1 protein-coding gene is annotated in these 19,866 nt (G+C 72.2%); it reads right to left on the reverse strand.

What is annotated here, in order from left to right; translation table 11 throughout:
- Positions 1-10: 10 nt before the first annotated feature.
- Positions 11-19,795: a type I polyketide synthase gene (locus tag ACT2CW_RS13510; RefSeq protein WP_445516719.1), complete on the reverse strand. Its 19,785-nt coding sequence runs from the start codon at positions 19,793-19,795 to the stop codon at positions 11-13.
- Positions 19,796-19,866 lie beyond the last annotated feature (71 nt).

The raw sequence follows: 19,866 nt of genomic DNA on the forward strand, positions 1-19,866 counted from the left end.
CTCGTTCATGTCAGGCGTCTCCGAGTTCTCGGTCGATGACGTCGAAGAGCTCGTCCACCGATGCGCTTTCCAGGTCGTCGTCGGCGTTGTCGTCCCGTACGGCGCCCCCGCCCCCGCCGACGGGTTCGCTCAGCTTGGCCAGCACCGACTGGAGCCGGACGATGGCCTTCGTCCGGGTGATGTCGTCCTGCGGCATGGCCGTGAGGACGGTTTCGAGTCGGTCGATCTCGGCGGGCAGGGACTTCTCCGGTGCGGCCTCGTCCTCGACCAGCTCCCCCTTGAGGTGGCGGGCCAGCGCGGACGGCGATCCGTAGTCGAACAGTGCGGTCGGCCGCAGCCGCAGCCCGGTGGCCGCGTTGAGCCGGTTGCGCAGTTCCACGGCGGTCAGCGAATCAAACCCCATGTCGAAGAAGCCACGCTCGGCGTCGATGCCCTCGTGCGTGGCGTATCCGAGCACGGCCGCCGTATGCGTACGCACCAGGTCGAGCAGGGCGGGTTCGCGTTCCGCCGCCGGGAGCTCCGCGAGTGTCGTGGCGAGCGTCGGCCGGTGAGTGCCGGCGGGCTGCCCGTCCAGCGTGGCGTCGGCGGCCTGCCGTGCCGTCCTGACCTCGGCGATGTCACCGAAGAGGAGGCCGAGCCGGGTGCCGTCGACACCGGCGGTGAAGCGCGGCCAGTCGATGTCGGTGATGACCGGGCAGGTGTCGGACTGGTTGACGGCCCGCGCCATCGCGGTGACGGCCAGCTCGGGCTCCATCGCGGGCAGGCCGAACCGCTCCATGCGACCGCTGACGGCCGCGTCCTGGGTGGCCATGCCACCGTCGGCCCACGGCCCCCAGGCCACGGAGGTGGCGGGCAGGCCCTCGGCACGGCGATGTTCGGCGAGCGCGTCCAGGAAGGCGTTCGCCGCCGCGTAGTTACCCTGTCCGGCCCCGCCCACCGTCGCGGAGAACGAGGAGAACAACACGAACGCCGAAAGGTCCAGCTCGCGCGTCAGCTCGTGCAGATGCCACGCCGCCTCGGACTTCGCCCGCAGCACGCCCTCGAAACGGTCCACCGACAGCCCGTCCAGCACCCCGTCATCCAGCACACCCGCCGTGTGTACGACAGCCGTCAGCGGGAACTCCTCCGGCACCCGGGCCAACAGCCCGGCCAGCGCCTCACGGTCGCCCGCATCGCATGCCGCGACCGTCACCCGGGCGCCCAACTCGGCAAGCTGTGCCCGCAACTTGTCCACGCCCTCGGCCGCCGGACCGCGCCGCGAGACCAGCAGCAGATGCTCCGCACCGGCCCGCGCCAGCCACCGCGCCACATGGGCGCCCAACGCACCCGTACCACCCGTCACCAGCACCGTCCCCGACGGCTGCCACGCCTCCTCGCCCTCGGCGCCCACCGCCGCACGGACCACACGGCGGGCGAACACACCCGACGCCCGCACCGCCACCTCGTCCTCGCCGGTGGCAACACTGATGACGGCGGTCAGGCGCTCCAGGGCCCGGCCGTCCGGGGTCTGCGGCAGGTCGACCAGGCCGCCCCAGCGCTCCGGGGCCTCCAGTCCGGCCACCCGGCCCAGCCCCCATACCGCCGCCTGCTCCAGGCTCGACGGACGCTCCGAACCGCCCGTCGCCACCGCACCGCGCGTCACACACCACACACGGCCACCCACACCCGCGTCCCCGATCCCCTGGAGCAGGGACAAGGTCAGTGCAAGGCCCGATGGCACCGCCGCATACCGGCGGTGCCGCCCTTCCGCCAGCGCCAGCAGCGACAGCACCCCCGTGACATCGGCGGCCCGGTCCGTGTCGCCCAGGGCGTCGCGCAGCCGCGCGGCCACCGCCTCACGGTCGGCGTCGACATCCTCGAGCTCGACGACCACGGGCTGCGCGCCGCGCGTGGCCAAGGCGGCCACGCAGTCCGCGACCCATGCGTCGTCGGCCAGCCCGGCGGGGACCGCCACCAGCCACGATCCCGTCAGCGCCGCAGCCGCCACCTCCGATACCGGCGACCAGGCGATCCGGTAGCGCCACGCGTCGACCTGCGACCGCTCCCGGCTACGACGCCGCCACGACGACAGGACCGGCAGCACCGCCGCGAGCGACTCACCCGTGACGGCCTCGCTCTCGACGGCCAGCGTGTCCGCGAGCGCCGACAGGTCCTCGCGTTCCACCGCGTCCCAGAAGTCGGCGTCGGCGGACTCGCGTTGAGCGTCCGCCGTGCCGTGCTGGGCTCCCGGCGCCGTCCCTGTCGCAACCCAGTAGCGCGTGCGTTGGAAGGCGTACGTCGGCAGCTCCACCTGCCGCGCCGGTCGCCCGGCGATGGCGGCGAGCACGGCCGTCCACTCCACCGGCACACCTCGGACATGGGCCCCGGCCGCGAGCGTCAGAGCGGTCTCGACCTCATCGCGACCGGAGCGCGCGGCGGGTAGGAAGACGGCGACATCTGTCATCTCCTCCGGCAGGCACTGCTCGCCCATCGTGGACAGGACCTCGTCCGGGCCGAGCTCCAGGTAGGTGGTGACTCCCGCGTCGGCGAGGCTCCCGACCCCGTCCGCGAACCGGACGGCCTCGCGGACGTGCCGTACCCAGTACTCGGCGGAGCACAGCGCCTCGGGGTCAGCGACCAGGCCCGTCACGTTCGACACGACGGGAATGCGCGGAGGCGCATACGACAGCCCCCCGGCCACCTGCCGGAACTCCGCCAGCATCGGCTCCATCAGGGGTGAATGGAAGGCGTGGGAGACGCGCAGCCGCTTGGTCTTGACACCCTGAGCCTCAAACTGCCCAGCGACCTCCATCACCGCCTCCTCCGCACCGGAGATCACGGTCGAACGCGGACCGTTGACCGCCGCCACACTCACCTCAGCCTCACGACCGGCCAGCAACGGCAGTACGTCGGCCTCGGCAGCTTGCACAGACACCATCACGCCACCCGACGGCAGCGCCTGCATCAACCGCCCACGAGCCGCCACCAACACACACGCATCCGCAAGCGACAACACACCCGCCACATACGCCGCCACCAGCTCACCGATCGAATGCCCGGCCACGAAGTCCGGCCGTACGCCCCACGACTCGATCAACCGGAACAGCGCCACCTCCACCGCAAACAACCCACACTGGGTATACGCGGTCTCATCCAGCCCCGCCACGTCCCCACGTATCACCTCCCGCAGCGGACGCTCCAACACCCCGTCGAACTGCCCACACACCTCATCGAAGGCATCGGCGAACACCGGAAACGCCTCGCACAGCTCCAGCCCCATCCCGACCCGCTGACTGCCCTGACCCGAGAACACCACCGCCAACTTGCCCGGCACCACCAAGCCCTGGACCACGCCCGGCGCCGGGTCACCGATCGACAGCGCCTCCAGCCCATCGACAAGACCAGCCCGATCACCGGCCAGCACCACAGCGCGATGCTCAAACGCACTACGCGTCGTGACCAGCGACGACGCCACATCGGCCACCGGCGTCTCCGCCCCGGCCCGACTGCGTGCGTACGACAGCAGCCGCTCCGCCTGGGCTCGCAACGCACCCTCGGACTTCGCCGACACCACCCACGGCACCAGCGCCGACTCATCGGACTCATCGGGTTCGGAGGTCACCGGCCCGGCGACGGGCTGCTCCTCGGGGGCGTGTTCCAGGATGACGTGCGCGTTGGTGCCACTGATACCGAACGACGACACACCCGCACGCCGCGGACGGCCCGTCTCCGGCCATAGCACCGCATCCGTCAACAACTCCACCGCACCCGCCGACCACTCCACATGCGGCGACGGCTCATCCACGTGCAACGTCTTCGGCAGTACGCCGTGCCGCATCGCCAGCACCATCTTCATCACACCCGCCACACCGGCAGCCGCCTGCGCATGGCCGATGTTCGACTTGATCGCGCCCAGCCACAGCGGCCGGTCCTCCGCGCCACGCTCCTGCCCGTATGTCGCCAGCAACGCCTGCGCCTCGATCGGATCGCCCAGCTTCGTGCCCGTACCGTGTGCCTCGACCGCGTCCACCTCGGCGGCCGACAGCCGAGCGCTCTCCAACGCCGCCCGGATCACCCGCTGCTGCGACGGACCGTTCGGCGCCGTCAAACCGTTCGACGCGCCGTCCTGGTTGATGGCGCTGCCCCGCACCACCGCGAGCACCTGGTGACCGTTGCGCCGCGCGTCGGACAGCCGCTCCAGCAGCAACATCCCGACGCCCTCGGCCCAGCCGGTGCCGTCCGCGGCGCCCGCGAAGGGCTTGCAGCGGCCATCCGGAGCCAGTCCGCGCTGGCGGCTGAACTCGACGAACGCGAGCGGGCTTGCCATGACCGTGGCGCCGCCCGCGAGAGCCAGTGAGCACTCGCCCTGCCGCAGCGCCTGGGCCGCCCAGTGCAGCGCCACCAGGGATGACGAGCAGGCGGTGTCCACGGTCACCGCGGGTCCCTCGAAGCCGAAGGTGTAGGAGATGCGTCCCGATGCGACGCTTCCGGCGTTGCCCGTCATGAGGTAGCCCTCGGTGGCCTCGCCGGCCTGCTGCACCGCATCGGTGTAGTCGTGGTAGGTCAGCCCGCAGAACACACCGGTCTGGCTGCCGCGCACCGACGCCGGGTCGATACCGGCCCGCTCCAGCGCCTCCCACGACGTCTCCAGCAACAACCGCTGCTGCGGATCCATCGCCAACGCCTCACGCGGCGAAATCCCGAAGAACTCCGGATCAAAATCACCCGCGTCATACAGGAAACCACCCTCACGCGCATACGCCGTACCCCGGTGATCCGGATCCGGGTGATACAGCCCCTCCAGGTCCCAGCCGCGATCGTCGGGCAGCCCCGAGATCGCGTCCCCGCCGCTGATGAGCAGTTGCCACAGCTCTTCGGGGGTACGCACACCGCCCGGGAAGCGGCAGCCCATTCCGACGATGGCGATCGGCTCGTCGTCGGTCGTGGCCTTGCGCACCAGCACAGTGGCCCGGGTCCGTTCGGGAGCCGGGGTTTCATCTGCGGCCTGTACGGAGCCCATCACCTCGCCGAGGATGTGGCGGGCGACCGCGGTCGGTGTCGGATAGTCGAAGACCAGCGTGGCCGGAAGGCGGAGACCGGTGGCGGCGTTGAGGCGGTTGCGCAGCTCGACCGCGGTGAGCGAGTCGAAGCCGATGTCGCTGAACGCACGGTCGGGAGCGATCGCGTCCGACTCCGTATGGCCGAGCACGGCTCCCGCATGATCGGTCACCAACGCCAGCAGGACGTCCTCCCGCTCGGACCGGGGCAGATCCATGAGACGGCGTACGAGGGCGGTGGCGCCGCCCTGGTCGTCGGCAGCGGCGTCGATCACCCGCCGGGCCGGGGCGCCGATGAGGTGGCGCAGCAGAGCGGGGGTGGTTCCGGGCCGAGCGTGTGCGCGGAGCACCGCGACATCCATACGCGTCGGCACCAGCAGGGCGTCATCGGTCGTGTGTGCCGCGTCGAAGAGCGCGAGCCCCTCGTCGGCGGTCAGCGGGGTCATCCCGAACCGGGCCATCCGGGCCATGTCGACCTCGCCCAGGTGGCCGGTCATATCGCTGCGTTCGGCCCAGAAACCCCACGCCAACGACACCCCGGCGAGCCCACGCGCCCGACGCCGCGCCGCCAGGGCGTCCAGGAACATATTCGCCGCCGCATAGTTCCCCTGACCCGCCGCACCAAAAGTGGCGGCGGCCGACGAGAACATCACAAACGCCGACAGATCCAGATCCCGCGTCAACTCATCCAGATACACCGCCGCATCGACCTTCGGCCGCAGAACCGCATCCATACGCTCCGGCGTCAACGACTCCACCAGACCGTCGTCCAGCACACCGGCCGCATGGACCACACCACGCAACGGACGATCCGCCGGAATACGCGCCAACACCCCAGCCAGCGCCTCACGGTCGGCGACATCGCACGCCTCGAACACCACGCGTGCGCCGATGTCGGCGAGCTCGGCTTCCAGCTCCGCCGCACCCGCCGCGTCGCGGCCGCGACGCGACACCAGTACCACGCTGCGCACCCCGTGGCGGGCGACCACATGACGCGCCACCAAGGCGCCCAGCACACCACTGGCGCCCGTGATCAGCACCGAACCGTCGGGCTCCCACACCACGTCTCGTCGGGGCGCCACGGGTACCAGGGCCCGGGTCAGCCTGGGGGCGTACGCACCGCCGCCACGCACGGCGAGCTGGGGTTCTCCGGTGGCCACCGCCGTGCCGATCGCCTCGGCGGCCCACTCCAAGTTCTCCAGATCCACCAGGACGAATCGGTCCGGATGCTCGGCCTGTGCCGAGCGCACCAGACCCCAGACCGCGGCAGCCGCCGCGTCCGGCACGTCCTCACCCGCTACGGCCGCCAGCGCGCCCCGCGTCACCACTACCAGGCGCGAGTCGGCGCACCGCCCCTCGGCCAGCCACACCTGGAGCGCGTCCAGTGCGCGATGTGTCGCCTGGCGGGTCGCGGACACCAGGTCGTCCGCCGCCGCGACGGAGTCGGTTGCCAGGTCGGTGAGGAACGGCAGGAGTACGAGGTCGGGTACGTCCGCGGCCGATGTGTCGGGCCGGAGCAGCGCGCCCATGTCGTCGTACTCGTCGATCCGGCCACCGCTCGTTTCGAGCGCGGTGCGCAGTTCGGCGCCGCCAGGTCCGACGATCGTCCAGTGGGCGTGGTCCGGCTCGACACCGGCAGGGCCTGCCGGGACGCTCATCCACTCCACCCGGAACAGCGACTCATGGGGCCTCCGGCCCCCGGTGAGCTGCTCCGATGTAAAGGTGCGGATCGCCACCGCGTCCACTTCGGCCACCGCGTGGCCCGATGCGTCGGCCAGCAGGATCGCCATGCCGTCCGGCCGCTCCGTGGAGAGCCGTACGCGCAGGGTCGTCGCGCCGGTGGCGTACAGGGACATCCCGGCCCACCGGTACGGGAGCCGGACGCTGCCGCCGTCGTCGGCCGTCGGATCGGCCACGGCGTGCAGGGCCGCGTCAAGCAGCACGGGATGCAGGCCGAAGCGGCCGGCCTCCGAGCGCATGTCCTCCGCCAGCGCCACCTCGGCGAAGATCTCGGCACCGCGACGCCACGCATGGCGCAGGGCGTGGAACGCCGAACCGTACTCGATACCGCCGTGCGCGGTCGCGCTCGCATACCGGTCGGCGAGGTCGATCAGCGAGGCGTCCGCCGGTGGCCACTGGCCGAGCCCGGTCTCCGCCGGCGCCGTGGGTCCCTCCGTGGCCAGCACACCGGTGGCATGGTGGGTCCACGAGAGGTCGGCGGGCCCGTCCTCGAAGCGCGAGTAGAGGTTCACGGTGCGTCGTCCGGAGTCGTCCGGGCCACCCACCGTCAGTTGCAGCTGGACGGCGCCACTCTCGGGAAGTGCGAGGGGCGTTTCCTGCGTCAGCTCCTCCAGGTGGCCGCAGCCGACCGCGTCACCGGCTCGCAGCGCCAGCTCGACCAGGGCGGACCCGGGGAGCAGCGCGGTGCCGTGAATGGTGTGGTCGGCCAGCCACGGGTGCGTACGGAGCGAGAGCCGGCCGGTGAACAGCCGCCCACCGGACTCGGGCAGCGCGACCGCCGCGCCGAGCAGGGGATGGTCGGCGGAGACCAGCCCGGCCGACGACACATCGCCCGCCACGGCCGAGGGCTCGACCCAGAAGCGCTGGTGCTGGAAGGCGTACGTCGGCAGATCGACCCGCCGCGCGCCCGTTCCCGCGAACGTCCCCGCCCAGTCGACGGACGCGCCGCCCACGTAGGCCTCGGCCAGGGAGATGGCGAACCGGTCGAGGCCGCCTTCGTCGCGGCGCAGGGACCCGACGGCGGTGACACGGGTGCCGTGGTCCTCGGCCGTCTGCTCCACACCCATCGTCAGCACCGGGTGGGCGCTGACCTCGATGAACGTATCGAAGCCGTCGGCGAGCAGGGCGCGTACGGTCTCGTCGAAACGCACGGTCCGGCGCAGGTTGCGGTACCAGTACGCGGCGTCCAGCTCGGCCGTATCGAGCACTCCGCCGGTCACCGTCGAATAGAAGGGAATCGACGCCGACCGAGGGCTGATCCCCGCGAGCTCCCGGAGCAACTCGCGCTCGATGGCCTCGACATGGGCGCAGTGCGAGGCGTAGTCCACGGGGATACGGCGTGCCCGGATCTCGTCCGCCTCGCACGCCGCCAGCAGCTCATCCAGCGCGTCGGCGTCGCCGGAGACCACGACCGACGAAGGCCCGTTCACCGCCGCCACCGACAACCGCTCACCCCACCGACCCAACCGCTCCCGCACGGCCTCCACGGACAGCGACACCGAAACCATCCCGCCCAGCCCCGACAACGCCCGCAGGGCCTTGCTCCGCAACGCGACCACGCGTGCCGCGTCCTCCAACGACAACGCACCCGCCACACACGCCGCCGCGATCTCACCCTGGGAGTGGCCAATGACGGCCGCGGGCTCGACACCATACGAACGCCACAACTCCGCCAACGACACCATCACCGCGAACAGAGCAGGCTGCACCACATCCACCCGCTCCAACGCCACGGGGTCGCCGAGTACATCGGCAAGCGGCCAGTCCACGAACGGCGCCAACGCCGCCGCACACGCACCGAACCGCTCCGCGAACACCGGCGAAGACTCCAACAACCCCGCCGCCATCCCCACCCACTGCGCCCCCTGACCAGGGAAGACCAACACCGCACGACCGTCAGCACCGGCCACCCCCCGGATCAGCCCCGAGCCGTCCCGGCCCTCCGCGAGCGCCGCCACGCCATCGGCCAGACCGTCCCGGTCCCCGGCCAGGACCACCGCGCGGTGCTCGAACGCACTCCGCGTGGTCGCCAGCGACAGGCCGATGTCCTCGGCCGACAGCTCCGCCCGCTCGCGCACATGGGCCAGCAGCCGGTCCGCCTGTGTGCGCAGCGCGGCCTCGGACTTGCCCGAGACGAGCCAGGGAGTGACGGGCAGCCGCCCCAGGCCGCCTGCGGGCTCGGCCACGGCGGGCCGCTCGGCCACCGGCTGCGTCGCAGGCTGTTCGAGGATGACGTGCGCGTTGGTGCCGCTGACGCCGAAGGAGGACACGCCCGCCCGACGGGGCCGACCGGTCTCGGGCCACGGCGTGGCGTCGGTCAGCAGCTGGACGGTGCCGGGCGACCAGTCCACGTACGGGGAGGGCTCGTCCACGTTCGGCATCCCGGGCAGCAGGCCGTGCCGCATGGCCAGCACCATTTTGATCAGGCCCGCCACACCGGCGGCCGCCTGCGTATGCCCGATGTTGGACTTGATCGAGCCGAGCCACAGGGGCTGTTCGTCGGTGTGCTCCCGGCCGTAGGTGGCCAGCAGCGCCTGGGCCTCGATCGGATCGCCCAGCGTCGTACCCGTACCGTGGGCTTCCACGACATCGACCTGCCCGGCCGGGAGCCCGGCGTTGGCCAGTGCCTGGCGGATCACCCGCTGCTGGGACGGGCCGTTGGGCGCGGTGAGGCCGTTGCTGGCACCGTCCTGGTTGACGGCGGAGCCGCGTACCACAGCCAGTACCTGATGGCCGTTGCGCCGCGCGTCCGACAGCCGCTCCAGCAGCAGCATGCCCACACCCTCGCCCCAGGCGGTGCCGTCGGCGGCCGCCGCGAACGGCTTGCACCGGCCGTCCGGCGCCAGGCCACGCTGACGGCTGAACTCCACGAAGCCACGCGGTGACACCATCACCGAGACGCCACCGGCGAGCGCCAGGGAGCACTCGCCCTGCCGCAGTGCCTGTGCCGCGAGGTGCAGCGCCACCAGGGACGACGAACAGGCGGTGTCCACCGTCACCGCGGGCCCCTCGAAGCCGAAGGTGTACGAGATGCGGCCGGAGACGACGCTGGCCGCGTTGCCGGTGGCCACATAGCCCTCGGTGGTCTCCGGGGCCCGGTCGACCAGGGACACGTACTCCTGCCCGTTGGTGCCCATGAACACACCGGTACGGCTTCCGCGCACCGCTTCCGGGTCGATTCCGGCCCGTTCCCACAGCTCCCATGACGTTTCCAGCAGCAGCCGCTGCTGCGGATCCATCGCCAGCGCCTCACGCGGCGAGATGCCGAAGAAGGACGCGTCGAAGCCGCTCACATCGGAGAGGAACGCGCCCTCGCGTACGTAGCTCTTTCCGATCGCGTCGGGGTCAGTGTCGTACAGCCCCTCGAGGTCCCAGCCACGGTCCGTGGGGAAGGCCGAGACGGCGTCCTCTCCGGCGGCCAGCAGCCGCCACAGGTCGTCGGCGGAGCGTACGTCGCCCGGGAAGCGGCAGCTCATCGAGACGATCGCGATCGGCTCGTCCGCCGCCGGGGCGGACGCGGTCGTGGCCACGTCCGCGGTCGCGCCGTCCGTCTGGCCGTGGCCGCCGAGCAGTTCGGTGAGCAGATATCCGGCCAGCGCGGTCGGTGTGGGGTAGTCGAAGACCAGGGTGGCCGGGAGTTGGACGCCCGTGGCCTCGCTGAGCCGGTTGCGCAGGCCCACCGCGGTCAGGGAGTCGAACCCGATCTCCATGAAGGCGCGGCCGGGACCGATGGCGTCCACACCGCTGTGGCCGAGTACGGCGGCCACATGGGCACGCACGAGCTCCAGCAGGGTGCGCTGCCGTTCGGCCTCGGACAGGGGCTCCAGACGACGGACGAGCGCCGAGGACTCCTCGGTGTGCGCGGGGTCGGTGTCGCCGGTCCTGGCGGTCGCGGTCAGCTTCCGGACTTCCGGGACCCCGCTGAGCAGCCGGGACAGCCGCCGGGCCTCGAAGGTGTCGGCGAAACGCCCCCAGTCGGCATCGACGACGGCGAGAGCGGCGTCCGGGTGGGTGATGGCGCGCTCCAGCGCCGCCAGGGCCAGCCGTGGATCCATCGCGGTCATGCCATTGCGCCTGATGGTGCGGCTGACCTCGGCGCTGCTGACGGCCATGCCGTTGTCGGCCCACGGCCCCCAGGCCACGGAGGTGGCAGGGAGTCCCGCACCACGCCGCCACTCCGCCAACGCGTCCAACGTCGCGTTCGCCGCAGCGTAGTTGGCCTGACCCGCGGCACCCACCGTCCCCGAGAACGACGAGAACAACACAAACGCCGAAAGATCCAGCTCCCGCGTCAGCTCATGCAGATGCCACGCCGCCTCGGACTTCGCCCGCAACACACCCTCAAACCGGTCCACCGACAACCCGTCCAGCACACCGTCATCCAGCACACCCGCCGCATGCACCACAGCCGACAGCGGAAACTCCTCCGGCACCCCCGCCAACACCCCGGCCAGCGCATCCCGATCGCCCACATCACACGCCGCAACCGTCACCCGAGCGCCCGTCTCACGCAGCTCGGCAGACAGCTCATCCACGCCCGCAGCCTTCGGGCCACGCCGCGACACCAACAGCAGATGCTCCGCACCCGCCCGCGCCAGCCACCGCGCCACATGGGCACCCAACGCACCCGTACCACCGGTCACCAACACCGTGCCCGACGGCGCCCAGCCCCCGACGCCATGCCCGCCGGCCGACGCCCGGACGATACGGCGCGCGAAGACCCCCGAGCCGCGCACGGCGACTTCGTTCTCGCCCGTACGGCCGCTCACCACATCCACCAGTCGATCCGCCGCCCGCGCATCCCACACCTCGGGAAGATCCAGCAGACCGCCCCACCGCTCGGGCACCTCCAGACCGGCCACGCGGCCCAGGCCCCACACCGCCGCCTGCTCCACCGCGCGCACGCCCTCGGAACCGGCGACCGCGACCGCACCGCGCGTCGCGCACCACACCGGAGCGGCCACGCCCGCATCGCCCACCGCCTGCACCAGCGACAACGTCAATGCCACGCCCAGCGGCACCGACCGATACCGGCCGTGTCGCCCCTCGGCCAACGCCAGCAGGGACAACACACCCGCGGCATCGGCCGCTTCGGGCCCGGCCAGAGCCTCTCGGAGCCGTGCCGCCACCGCCTCACGGTCGGCGTCATCGGGCCCCAGCTCGACCATCACCGGCCGTGCGCCCCGCCCGGCGAGAGCGTCCGCGCACGCCGACACCCAGGGGTCGGTGGCCATCCCCGCGGGGACCGCCACCAGCCACGGCCCCGACACCGTCCCGGCTCCGTCGGACACCGGCGACCACGACACGCGGTAGCGCCACCCGTCCACCGTTGCGCGCTCACGTCCGCGACGACGCCACGACGACAGCACCGGTAGCACCGCCGCCAGCGATCCGTCGGCGCCGTTCTCGTCCGCGACCGCCAGGGTGTCCGTGAGCGCGGGCAGATCCTCACGCTCCACCGCGTCCCAGAAGTCGGCGTCCACCGCGCCCGCGGGGTCCGTCCCTGCCGTGGCGACGGACGACTCCAGCCAGAAGTGCTCACGCTGGAAGGGGTACGTGGGCAGTTCGACGGGCCGGGGGCGCAACGGTGCGAGCAGGGCGGCCCAGTCCACCGAGCGACCCCGCACATGGATCTGCGCCAGCCCCTCCATAATCGAGGCCGTCTCTTCCCGGCCGCTGCGAAGAACAGGGGCGAAGGCGGCGTCCGGCGCGCACTCCTGACCCATCCCGGAGAGGACTCCGTCGGGGCCCAACTCCACGTAGCTGACGACGCCTTGCCCGGCCAGACACGCCACACCATCCGCGAAGCGCACGGTCTCACGCACATGCCGCACCCAGTACTCGGCGGAGCACAGCGCCTCGGGGTCAGCGACCAGGCCCGTCACGTTCGACACGACGGGGATGCGCGGAGGCGCATACGACAGCCCCTCGGCCACCTGCCGGAACTCCGCCAGCATCGGCTCCATCAACGGCGAATGGAACGCATGCGAGACGCGCAGCCGCTTCGTCTTGACGCCCCCGGCCTCCAGCAGCCCGGCGACCTCCACCACCGCCGCCTCCGCACCGGAGATCACGGTCGAGCGCGGACCGTTGACCGCCGCCACACTCACCTCAGCCTCACGACCGACCAGCAACGGCAGTACATCGGCCTCGGCAGCCTGCACCGACACCATCACCCCACCCGACGGCAACCCCTGCATCAACCGCCCACGAGCCGCCACCAACACACACGCATCCGCAAGCGACACCACACCCGCCACATGCGCCGCCACCAACTCACCAATCGAATGCCCTGCCACGAAGTCCGGCCGCACACCCCACGACTCCACCAACCGGAACAGCGCCACCTCCACCGCGAACAACCCACACTGCGTGAAGACGGTCTCATCCAGCCCCGACGCATCCCCGAACACCACATGCCGCAGCGGCCGCTCCAACTCCACATCGAACAGGGCACACACCTGGTCAAACGCGTCCGCGAACACCGGGAACGCCTCATACAGCTCCCGGCCCATCCCAACCCGCTGACTGCCCTGGCCCGAGAACAACACCGCCAGCTTCCCCGGCACCACAGAACCGCGCACCACACCCGCCGCCGGTAGGCCATCCGCCAGCGCCCGCAGCCCAGCGGCAAATCCCTCGCCATCGCCCGCCAGCACCACCGCCCGCTCATCGAGGGCCGACCGAGTCGTGACCAGCGACAACGCCGTATCGGCCAGCGATGCCTCGGCCCCGGCCTCACCCCGGGCATAGGGCAGCAAACGCTCCGCCTGCGCCCGCAGCGCACCCTCGGACCTCGCCGACACCACCCACGGCACCAGCGCCGGCCCAGTGGATCCGTCGGTCACCGGCTCGACGACGGGCTGCTCCTCCGGGATGTGTTCCAGGATGACGTGCGCGTTGGTGCCACTGATGCCGAACGACGACACACCCGCACGCCGCGGACGATCCGTCTCCGGCCACTCCACGGCATCCGTCAACAACTCCACCGCACCGGTCGACCACTCCACATGCGGCGACGGCTCATCGACATGCAGTGTCCTCGGCAACACACCGTGCCGCATCGCGAGCACCATCTTCATCACACCGGCCACACCCGCGGCGGCCTGCGTATGGCCGATGTTGGACTTCACCGAGCCCAGCCACAGCGGCCGGTCCTCGGCGCTGCGCTCCCGTCCGTAGGTCGCGAGCAGCGCCTGCGCCTCGATCGGATCGCCCAGCTTCGTGCCCGTACCGTGTGCCTCGACCGCGTCCACCTCGGCGGCCGACAGCCGCGCGCTCTCCAACGCCGCCCGGATCACCCGCTGCTGCGACGGACCGTTCGGCGCCGTCAGACCGTTCGACGCACCGTCCTGGTTGACCGCGCTGCCCCGCACCACGGCCAGCACCCGATGCCCGTTCCGCCGGGCGTCGGACAGCCGCTCCAGCAGCAGCACACCGACACCCTCGGCGAGCCCCATGCCGTCCGCGGCCCCCGCGAACGCCTTGCAGCGGCCGTCGAGCGCCAGCCCGCGCTGGCGGCTGAAGCCGATGAGGGCACCGGGGTTCGGCATGACGGCGACCCCACCGGCGAGTGCCAGCGAGCATTCCCCGTTCCGCAGCGCCTGCGCCGCCAGGTGCATGGCCACCAGGGACGAGGAGCACGCGGTGTCCACGGTCACCGCGGGGCCCTCGAAGCCGAAGGCGTATGCGACGCGTCCGGACACGACGCTGGCCGCGCTCCCCGTCATCAGGTGGCCTTCGGAGCCCTCGGGCGCCTCATGCACCCGCGGCCCGTACTCCTGGTAGTTGGAGCCGATGAAGACGCCCGTGCGGCTGCCGCGCAGCGCGAGCGCGGGCACACCGGCGCGCTCGAAGGCTTCCCATGAGGTCTCCAGCAGCAGCCGCTGCTGAGGGTCCATCGCCAGCGCCTCGCGTGGCGAGATCCCGAAGAACGCCGGGTCGAAGTGGCCCGCGTCGTAGAGGAAACCGCCCTCCCGCACATACGTCTTGCCGGGCGCGTCCGGATCCGGGTCGTAGATGCCCTCGATGTCCCAGCCACGGTCGGTGGGCAGCCCGCCGATCGCGTCACCGCCGGACATGATGAGCTGCCACAGCTCCTCGGGGGAGGACACCCCGCCCGGATAGCGGCAGCTCATCGCCACGATGGCGATAGGGTCGTCGTCGGAGTCCACGGCCACGGGCACGGCCTGGGCCATCTCCGCCCCTGGCGCCGTCTGCGGGAGGGCGGGAACGTCCGCCTCGTCGGCCGTCGCTCCCGTCAGCTCGGTGAGGATGTGCTCGCTCAGGACGGCGGTGCTGGGGTAGTCGAAGGCCAGCGTGGCGGGCAGGCGCAGCCCGGTGGCCGCGTTGAGCCGGTTGCGCAGTTCGACGGCCGTCAGCGAGTCGAAGCCGAGGTCCTTGAACGCGCGCTCGGAGTCCACCGCGTCCGAGGTGGTGTGTCCGAGGACGGCCACCACCTGCGCGCGCACCAGTTCCAGGACGGTGTGCTCACGCTCGGTGGGGGTCAGTCCGGTCAGCCGCTGCCGCAGACCCGAGGAGGTGTCGGCCGCCGCGTTCGCGACCGACCCGACGGTGTCGGCCCCCTCCTGGATGCGTCGCATCGCGGGCAGTTCGTCCAGCAGTGGGCTGGGGCGGGCGGAGGTGAAGACCGGGATGAAGTTCTCCCAGTCGATATCGGCGATGGCCAGGTGGGTCTGGTCGTGGTCGAGGGTCTGCCGCAGCGCGGCGATGCCGAGCGCCGGGTCCATGAACCGCAGTCCACGCCGCCGCAACTGGTCCAGGTCCAGGGCCTCGGGCATGTTGTCGCCGGTGGCGTCCCACACCCCCCAGGCCACCGAGGTGGCCGTCAGGCCGTTCGCCCGCCGCCGCTCGGCGAGCGCGTCCAGGTAGGCGTTGGCGGCGGCGTACGCGCCGTGGTCGCCCACGCCCCACAGCCCGGACACCGAGGAGAACAGCACGAACGCGTCCAGCGGGGTGTCGCCCAGCAGCTCGTCCAGATGGGCCGCGCCCGCCACTTTCGCGTCCATGACCTGGGCGAACTCCGCCGAGGTCGTCGCGCCCAGCCCGGCCAGGTCGATATGGGCCGCGGCGTGGATGACGGCGGTGAGCGGCTGGTCGTCTGGTACGGAGTCGAGGACGCGCTGGAGCGCTGCGCGATCCGCCACGTCACAGGCGGCGACGGTGACCCGGGTGCCCTGTTCGGCCAGTTCGGCGACCAGGTCTTCGGCGCCGGGGGCCGCGAGCCCGCGGCGGCTGGTCAGCACCAGGTGTTCGGCGCCGTTGTCCGCCAGCCACCGGGCCAGATGCGTGCCGAGGGCGCCGGTGCCACCGGTGATGAGGACCGTGCCACGGGGCTTCCAGGTGCGCCGCGCGGGGGTGTTCCCGAGGGGTGCGGGTTCGAGCCGCCGCAGCATCACGCCCGAGGCGCGGATCGCGACCTGGTCCTCGGGGCCGCCGTCCGCGAGCACTCCGGCGAGCCGGGCCCCGGCGCGGGCGTCCATGGTGCGCGGAAGGTCGATCAGTCCGCCCCAGCTGTCCGGGTACTCCACTCCGGCCACCCGGCCCAGGCCCCACACCGCCGCCTGGTCGGGGCTGGTGAGCGGATCGGAGCTGCCGATGGACACCGCGCCCTGGGTGGCGCACCACAGCGGGGCGCGGATCCCGAGGTCGTCCAGGGCCTGGAGCAGGGCGAGGGTCAGGGTCAGGCCGGTGGTGGCCACGGGGTGGTCGGGGTACGGGTGTTCGTCGAGCGGCAGCAGTGACAGCACGCCGGACAGCGTGTCCAGCGGGTGGTCGGCGGTGGCGGCGCGCAGTCGCTCGGCCATTGTGGCGCGGTGTGCGGCATCCGCGCCCAGTTCGACGAGGACGACGTCGGCTCCGTGTGCCGCGAGTGCCTCGCGGGAGGCCGTGACCAGCGGTTCGTCGGGGCGGGAGCTGGGAGCCAGCAGCAGCCATGGCCCCGGAAGCGAGGCGGCCGGGGTGCCGCTCCTGGGGCGCCAGATCACGCGGTGGCGCCACTCGTCCACGGTCGTTTCGGAGCGTCGTTGCCGACGCCACTGCGCGAGGGCGGGCAGGACGGTGCCCAACGAGGCGTGCTGCTCGGTGGATTGGACCTGGAGCGTGGCGGCCAGCGCCTCGGTGTCCTCGCGCTCCACGGCCTGCCAGAAACGCGTGTCCGCGCTGTCTTCGCCCGACGTGGCGTCGGTGGAGCGCGCGGTGGTGGCCGAGGTGAGCCAGTAGCGCTGGTGCTGGAAGGCGTAGGTGGGCAGGTCGACGGGGTGCGCACCGGTTCCGGCGAACACCGTCCGCCAGTCGATGGCGATGCCGCCGACGTGGGCCTCGGCCAGGGAGGTCAGGAACCGGTCCAGGCCGCCTTCGTCACGGCGCAGTGAGCCGATGGCCGCCACGGGGGTGCCGTGGTCGTCGGCCGTCTGCTCGATGCCCATGGTGAGCACCGGATGGGCGCTGGCCTCCACGAACGTCTGGAAGCCCTCGTCGAGGAGGGCCCGTACGGTCTCGTCGAAACGCACGGTCGCGCGCAGATTGCGGTACCAGTAGCCGGCGTCCAGCTCGGTGGTGTCCAGTACGCCGCCGGTCACCGTGGAGTGGAACGGCACCGAGGAGGCGCGCGGAGCGATCCCGGCGAGGGTGCGCCGGATCTCGTCCTCGAGGCTCTCGACGTGGGCGGAGTGCGAGGCGTAGTCCACGGGGACGCGGCGCGCCCGGATCTCCTCCGCCTCGCACGCCGCCAGCAGCTCGTCCAGCGCGTCGGCGTCGCCGGAGACCACGACCGCCGAGGGGCCGTTCACCGCCGCCACCGACAGCCGCTCGCCCCATGCCGCGAGCCGCTCCCGTACGCGCTCCACAGGCAGCGACACCGACGCCATGCCACCGCGCCCGGACAGCGCCCGCAGTGCTCGGCTGCGCAGGGCCACCACCTTCGCGGCGTCCTCCAGCGACAGCGCACCCGCCACACACGCCGCCGCGATCTCACCCTGGGAGTGGCCGATGACGGCCGACGGCTCCACGCCGTACGAACGCCACAGCTCCGCCAGCGACACCATCACCGCGAACAGGGCGGGCTGTACGACATCCACCCGCTCCAGCGCCGCGGGGTCGCTGAGCACCTCCACCAGCGACCAGTCCACATGTGGTGCCAGCGCCGCCGCGCACTCGTCGATCCGCCGGGCGAAGACCGGTGAGGAATCCAGCAGCCCGGCCGCCATGCCCACCCACTGCGACCCCTGGCCGGGGAAGACGAAGGCGACCCCGGCGCTGCGCCTGGCGACACCTTCGACCAGCCCGGAGGTGCCTCGGCCGGCGAGGTGGTCGGCCAGGATACGTACGGCGTCCGCGCGGTCCGGGGCCAGCACGACGGCGCGGTGGTCGAAGGCGGTCCGCGTGGCGGCGAGGGACAGTCCGATGCCCTCGGCCGCGGCCTCCGGGTGCCGCTCCACATGGTCCAGCAGCCGCGTGGCCTGGGCGCGCAGCGCCGCCTCGGACTTGCCGGACAGCGGCCAGGGGATGAGTGGCAGCGCCGTCCGGGGCGCCTCCGCCTCCCCCGCCACGTCCGCGCCGGAAGCGGCATCGGAAGCGGCGTCAGAAGCGGTGCCGGTAGCGGCCGGTGGCGGCGTCGGCGCCTGCTCGATGATGGCGTGGGCGTTGGTGCCGCTGATGCCGAACGAGGACACACCGGCCCGGCGCGGCTCCTCACCCTCGGGCCATGCGGTGGCCTCGGTGAGGAGTTCGACGGTAGCCGCCGACCAGTCCACGTGTGGGGACGGCTCGTCGATGTGCAAGGTGCGGGGCAGCACGCCGTGGCGCATCGCCAGCACCATCTTCATCACACCGGCCACACCGGCGGCCGCCTGCGTATGTCCGATGTTCGACTTGACCGACCCCAGCAGCAGCGGGTGGTCCGCGGCGCGCTCACGGCCGTAGGTGGCCAGCAGCGCCTGTGCCTCGATCGGATCGCCCAGCTTCGTTCCCGTGCCGTGTGCCTCGACGGCGTCGACCTGCCCGGCCGTGAGCCCGGCGTTGGCCAGCGCCTGGCGGATCACCCGCTGCTGGGACGGGCCGTTGGGGGCGGACAGCGCGCTGCTCGCACCGTCCTGGTTGGTCGCCGTGCCCCGGACGACGGCCAGTACGGGGTGGCCGTTGCGGTGTGCGTCGGAGAGCCGCTCCAGGAACAGCATGCCGACGCCCTCGGCGGGCCCGAAACCGTCGGCCGCCGCCGAGAAGGGCTTGCACCGCCCGTCGGGCGCGAGCCCGCGCTGCCGGCTGAAGCCGATGAAGGTGCCGGGCGTGGCCATGACGGTGACGCCACCGGCCAGGGCGAGGGAGCACTCCCCCTGGCGCAGGGCCTGTACGGCCAGGTGCAGGGCGACCAGCGACGAGGAACACGCGGTGTCCACCGTGACGGCCGGGCCCTCCAGGCCCAGGGTGTAGGCCACGCGCCCGGACACGACGCTGATGGCGCTGCCGGTCACCAGATGGCCCTCGACACCGTCGGTGGCCTCGTGCACGCGCGGCCCGTAGTCGGGGGCCACGGCGCCGACGAACACTCCGGACCGGCTGCCCCTGAGCGAGGCCGGGTCGATGCCCGCCCGTTCGACGGCCTCCCACGAGGTCTCCAGCAGCAGCCGCTGCTGGGGGTCCATCGCCAGCGCCTCACGCGGTGAGATCCCGAAGAAGTCGGCGTCGAAGTCGCCGACGTCATGCAGGAATCCGCCCTCGCGCGCGTAGGAGGTGCCGGGCCGGTCGGGGTCCGCGTCGTAGAGCGAACCGAGGTCCCAGCCGCGGTCGGCGGGGAACGGTGTGATGGCGTCCTCGGCCCCGGCGAGCAGCCGCCAGAACTCCTCGGGCGAGCGCACCCCGCCGGGGAAGCGGCAGCTCATCCCGACGATCGCGATCGGCTCGCGGGCCGCGGACTCCACGTCCTGGAGCCGCTGGCGTGTCTGGTGCAGATCAGCCGTCACCCGCCGGAGGTAACCGAGCAGCTTTTCTTGTTCCGACATCAGAACCTCTCGGGGTCGGGCTTCGGGAGCGGGGTGTTCGGCGGGCAGGTGGGGTGGCTTCGTGGGTGCGC

Source organism: Streptomyces sp. NEAU-174, assembly GCF_052665095.1.

What these genes read in the sequence shown, in the direction of transcription:
- ACT2CW_RS13510 (WP_445516719.1), bottom strand. Translation starts at nt 19,795, where the DNA reads ATGTCGGAACAAGAAAAGCTGCTCGGTTACCTCCGGCGGGTGACGGCT.